A 5101-nucleotide genomic window follows, 5' to 3' on the forward strand; every position below is an offset into this window, starting at 1 on the left:
GCCCGGATCACCAACAGCCGGGTCACCAGCGGCCGCATCACCGACGGCCGGGTCACCGGCGCCGGCTGCCGGCTCACCGCCCGCCGCCGGCGGCGTGCCGGCACCAGCGACCGGCTCCTCGCCGGACGCGACCGGCGGCTCACCGGCGGGCGGAGCAAAGATGGGGGCGTCGTCCGACGGCTCCGGCAGGAACGCCGGCTCGCTCGGCCACGACCAGGGGAACTTGCTGTCCAGCGGCCCCGGTTCGTCGACGGGCCGCGTCACCACCGTCGCGCTCGGCCGGGGCCGCGGCCGCGGTGACTTCGAGGCGACGGGCTTCGTGGGCCGCGCGACCGGCGTCGTCGGTCCCGCCGCGGACGCCGTACGCGAGGCGACCGGCTCGTCCGATCCGGCCGCCCCGCACTGGAGTGTCGTGTTGAAGGGCAGGTCGTGCGTCTCGCCGCCGTCGGTCGCCGCCGTGCCGTGCGTGTAGCTGCGTACCACCAGGTTTCCCTCGTTGTTGGCGGTGTTGACGTCGGTGAACGCGGCACCGGGCGCATAGATGGTGCCCTCGGCGGTGTCCGCGCCGACCTGGGTGATCGCGGTGGCATTCGGGAAGTTCATCAGGATGAACGGCGCCTGGTTGTCGCTGATCCCGGCGAAGTTGGCGGTCCGCCACTCGTAGCTGTCGCCGGTGTCCACATTGATCAGCAACGGCGTCGCCGCGCTCGGCTGCGTGTTGAACGTCAGGTCGGACAGGTTGTTGAACTCGTCGCCGGTCAGGTTGAGCACGTTGGTCTGGTTGGGCGTCAGCGACAGGTACGCGCGCGTGCCGGGTGTGTTGACCGGCCGCGCCAGGTCACCGCCCCCGGAACTGCGCAGCCGGACCGTCGCGGTGCAGGTGGCGAACTGGGCCGAACGCTCCCTGAAGGTGGCGAACACGCCCTCGAAGTCGAGTGCGTCCTGCGCGGCGAGGCTGGCCTTGCGGCCCACGGCGCCCGGCGGGTCCGCGGCCCGGATGACCACTCCCGCGTCGTCGGCCTTCAACACCGCCGCGTCGACGACCTCGGGCGCGCCGATCAGCGCCCGGCCGCCGATCACCAGCGGGCTGTCGCCGGCACCGACCCGGACGCTGCGCTCGGACGCGATCTGGTAGCCGGCGCCGAACGTCAGGTCACCCCCGACGGCCAGCGGCCCTTCGCTCTCGGTGTTGGTGAGCGTCGCCCCGTCCTCGACGAGCACGAGGAAGCCGAGCCCGCCTTCGACCGGGTTCACCGGCCCGGTCGCGGCCGCCGGCGTCAACATCCACAGCGACGCGCCGGCCGCGACGGCTCCCACCGCCGCCGCGGCCATCCATCTGGCTTTCCTGGCCATGCGAAAACCGCCCCCCGAAGCGAATAAACCTCCAAGAGGTAGTATTCACCCCGAATGGGACAGAATTCGCGTCTTGCCCTAACTCGGTGCTATTGGAGCGAAAATCAGCGCGCGCCGAGGTGCGCGAGCAGGTCCTGCCGCGTGATCACGCCCTTCGGCTTGCCGTCGATCAGCACCAGCGCCGCGTCGGACGTCTCGAGCAGCGCCACCGCCTCGCTGACCGGCTGGCCACCGCCGATCATCGGCAGCGGGGCGTGCATGTGCTTCTCGACCATGTCGTGCAGGTGCGCCTGGCCGGTGAACAGCGCGTCCAGCAGCTCCTTCTCGACGATCGAGCCGGCCACCTCGCCGGTCACGACCGGCGGCTCGGCCTTGAGGACCGGCACCTGCGAGACACCGAACTCGCGCATCCGGTCGATCGCCTCGCGGACCGGGTCGGTCGGGTGCACGTGCACGAGCTCGGGCATCTGACCGTCCTTGCCGGCGAGCACGTCCGCCACGGTCGGCTCGGCGCCGCCGGTGGTCAGGAACCCGTACCGGGCCATCCAGTCGTCGTTGAAGATCTTCGAGAGGTAGCCACGGCCGCCGTCGGGCAGCAGCACGACGATCACGTCGTCCGGACCCGCGCGGTGGGCGATCTCGAGCGCGGCCGCGACCGCCATCCCGCACGAGCCGCCGACCAGCAGGCCCTCCTCGCGGGCGAGCCGCCGGGTGATGTCGAACGAGGTCTTGTCGGAGACCTCCACGATCTCGTCGCAGATCTGCTTGTCGTACGTCTCGGGCCAGAAGTCCTCGCCCACGCCCTCGACCAGGTACGGCCGGCCGGTGCCGCCGGAGTAGACCGAGCCCTCCGGGTCCGCGCCGATCACCTTCACCGCGCCGCCGGACGCCTCCTTGAGGTAGCGGCCGACGCCGGAGATCGTGCCGCCGGTGCCGACGCCGGCCACGAAGTGGGTGATCCGGCCGCCGGTCTGCTCCCAGATCTCCGGGCCCGTCGTCTCGTAGTGCGAGCGGGGGTTCTCCTGGTTCGCGTACTGGTTGGGCTTCCACGCGCCGGGGATCTCGCTGGTCAGCCGGTCCGAGACGCTGTAGTACGAGCGCGGGTCCTCGGGCGCGACGGCGGTCGGGCAGACCACCACCTCGGCGCCGTACGCGCGCAGCACGTTGCGCTTGTCCTCGCTGACCTTGTCGGGGCAGACGAAGACGCAGCGGTAGCCCTTGAGCTGTGCGACGAGCGCCAGCCCGACCCCGGTGTTGCCGCTGGTCGGCTCGACGATCGTGCCGCCGGCCTGCAGCAGGCCGGCCTTCTCGGCGGCCTCGACCATCCGCAGCGCGATGCGGTCCTTGACCGAGCCGCCGGGGTTGAAGTATTCGACCTTCGCCAGCACCGTCGCGTCGATGCCGGCCGTGACGTTGCGCAGCCGGACGAGCGGCGTGTTGCCGATGAGGTCGACGACGTTGTCGTAGTAGCGCACGGCGTTGTGCCCTTCTGGGTCCGCCCCGCCGGGTCAGCGGGTCGATCCCAGCCTACGTGCGCAGCTCAGGAGAGCACGGTGCCGGGTATGACGGCCTTCCGGCGCGCCTCCCACTCCAGGAAGCGCTCGGTCTCCGCGAGCACGGCGCCGGCCAGCCAGGTCACCGCGACCACGTCGTCGACCAGGCCGAAGATCGCCAGGAACGCCTCGGGCACGAAGTCGAGCGGGGACACCACGTAGATCGTCGCGGCGGTCATCATCGCCAGCCGCATGCCGCCGTCGTACTCTCCGCCGGCCGTCGCTCTGATCATCCGAGGCAGGGCGGCGAGCCGCTTGCCCAGGCCGGGGCCGCCACGGGCGCCGGCCATCAGGGCCCGGCCCAGGGCGGCGAATGCCGCGGTGCGCTTCAACGTCTTCGCCATCGGCTTTCGACCTCCTTCCGACCCATGATGCCCAGAACGCGCCACCCCCAACCGCGCGAGGTTTGTGACTCCGGGAGCGTGGAGCACCTTTTCTCGCCCATCGGCGTTAGCCTCGTAGCCGGTACATCACACATGGGGGGCACGCCAATGGGGGCAGCCGAGGCAGCGGCCTGGCGCACCGCCGCCCGGACGGTCGCGCGGTTCACGGCCGTCGGCGCGGGGGTCACGGCGTTCGGAGCGGTGGCGGGAGCCGCGCTCATCGTCGGGCAGGCCGAGCAGGCCCGCCGCCGCATCCCGCAGGCACAGGAACCCCCGCCACGTGGTGACGGCGTCTACGGCACCCGGTTCTCCGGCCCGCCGATCGAGATGGTGGTGGTCGGCGACTCGTCGGCCGCCGGTTACGGCGTGCACAAGCCCCGCGAGACCCCCGGCGCGCTGCTCGCGACCGGCGTCTCCCGCCGGCTCCAGCGGCCGGTCCGGCTGCATCGGCACGCCGTGGTCGGCGCCCTCTCGGCCGGCCTCCCGCACCAGGTCGAGGCCGCGCTCGAGCGCACGCCGCACCCCGACCTCGCCGTGATCATCATCGGCGGCAACGACGTCACCCACCGCACCAGCACCCACATCGCGGTGCGGCATCTGGTCAACGCGGTCCGCAAGTTCCGCGCCGCGGGCGCCCGCGTGGTCGTCGGCACCTGCCCCGACCTGGGCACGATCCAGCCGATCCAGCCGCCGCTGCGCTGGCTGGCCGGCCGGTGGAGCCGTCAGCTCGCCGCCGCGCAGACCGTGGCCAGCGTCGAGGCCGGCGCCTGGACCGTCTCCCTCGGCGACCTGCTCGGCCCGCGGTTCGCCGCCGAGCCGGCCCGGATGTTCAGCCTGGACCGGTTCCACCCGTCCGCCGAGGGCTACGCGCTGGCCGCCGCGGCGATGCTGCCGACGGTGCTCGCCGCGTTCGGCGCGCCCGAGGCGGGCGTGGCGCTGCGCGCCGGCGAGGGCGTCCGGTCGCTGCCGCAGGCCGCGCAGGAAGCCGCCCGCCAGCCCGGCACCGAGGTCAGCGGCACGCAGGTCGCGGGCCGCGACCGGGGCCCCGCGGGCCGCTGGGCGCAGCTGCGCCGGCGCCCCGCCGCGTGGTTCGGTCCGGGCCCCGGTGGTGCCCGTCGCCTGTTCGGGAACCTCCGCGGAGCCGCTCCGACGTTACCCTTGGAGGCGGCGCGCGAGGACGCGCAGCCGTCCACGGTGGAGGAGTTGGCATGACGGCACGCGGTCTGGTCGGCCGGATCGGTCGCACGGCCGCGCTCACGCTGTTCACCGGCACACTCGCCGCCGCGGCCCTGCTGACCGGCGAGTTCGTCGCCGCCCGCAACCGGCGATACGCGCAGCCGCAGCTCGGGCTCGCGCTGCGCACCGCCGTCGGTCGCGAGGGCGCCCCCGAGGTGCGCATGGTGCTGCTCGGCGACTCCACCTCGCTCGGCGTGGGCGTCGACGACGTCAACGACACGGTCGGCGGCCAGCTCGCCCGCCTGCTCGCCGACGCGGCGGGCCTGCGCGTGCACCTCTCGTCCGTCGGCGTCTCCGGCTCGCGCTCGACCGACCTCGCCACCCAGGTGGCCCGCGCGCTGCTCGGCGAGCGGCCCGACGTGGCCGTGATCCTGATCGGCGCCAACGACGCGGCCGCGCTGCGCCGGCCCGGCGAGTCCGCCGCCTACCTGGCGGCCGCGGTGCGCCGGCTGCGTGACGCGGGCGTCGAGGTGGTCGTCGGCACCTGCCCCGACCTGGGCGCGGCCCGAGCGATCGACCAGCCGCTGCGCGAGCTCGCGGGCTGGTGGGGCCGCCAGACGGGTGCCGGCCGGCGAT

General features: G+C 73.6%; 5 protein-coding genes. 2 read left to right on the plus strand and 3 right to left on the minus strand.

Annotated elements, in window-relative coordinates; all coding sequences use genetic code 11:
* The 3 genes from AB0H87_RS37740 to AB0H87_RS37750 form a co-directional block, all read right to left on the minus strand.
* Window positions 1–1353 (minus strand): collagen-binding domain-containing protein (locus tag AB0H87_RS37740; RefSeq protein ID WP_360157264.1); only part of this gene is annotated, 1353 nt, incomplete at its 3' end.
* A gap of 104 nt (window positions 1354–1457) precedes the next feature.
* Complete coding sequence (locus tag AB0H87_RS37745) at window positions 1458–2828, minus strand: cystathionine beta-synthase (protein WP_360157267.1); 1371 nt, start codon at window positions 2826–2828, stop codon at window positions 1458–1460.
* A gap of 65 nt (window positions 2829–2893) precedes the next feature.
* Window positions 2894–3250 (minus strand): YkvA family protein, encoded by a 357-nt coding sequence (locus AB0H87_RS37750; RefSeq protein ID WP_360157270.1) that lies wholly within the window; start codon window positions 3248–3250, stop codon window positions 2894–2896.
* A gap of 147 nt (window positions 3251–3397) precedes the next feature.
* On the opposite strand from AB0H87_RS37750, the gene AB0H87_RS37755 reads away from it, so the two are divergent.
* On the plus strand, window positions 3398–4501 hold the full coding sequence (locus AB0H87_RS37755; RefSeq protein WP_360157273.1) for an SGNH/GDSL hydrolase family protein: 1104 nt from the start codon (window positions 3398–3400) through the stop codon (window positions 4499–4501).
* Window positions 4498–5101, plus strand: a 604-nt coding sequence (locus AB0H87_RS37760) for a GDSL-type esterase/lipase family protein (RefSeq protein ID WP_360157276.1), incomplete at its 3' end; no start/stop codon positions are given. The genes AB0H87_RS37755 and AB0H87_RS37760, both read left to right, overlap by 4 nt.

Source organism: Asanoa sp. NPDC050611 (genome assembly GCF_040654855.1).
In the GTDB taxonomy this organism is placed as follows: Bacteria; Actinomycetota; Actinomycetes; order Mycobacteriales; family Micromonosporaceae; genus Asanoa.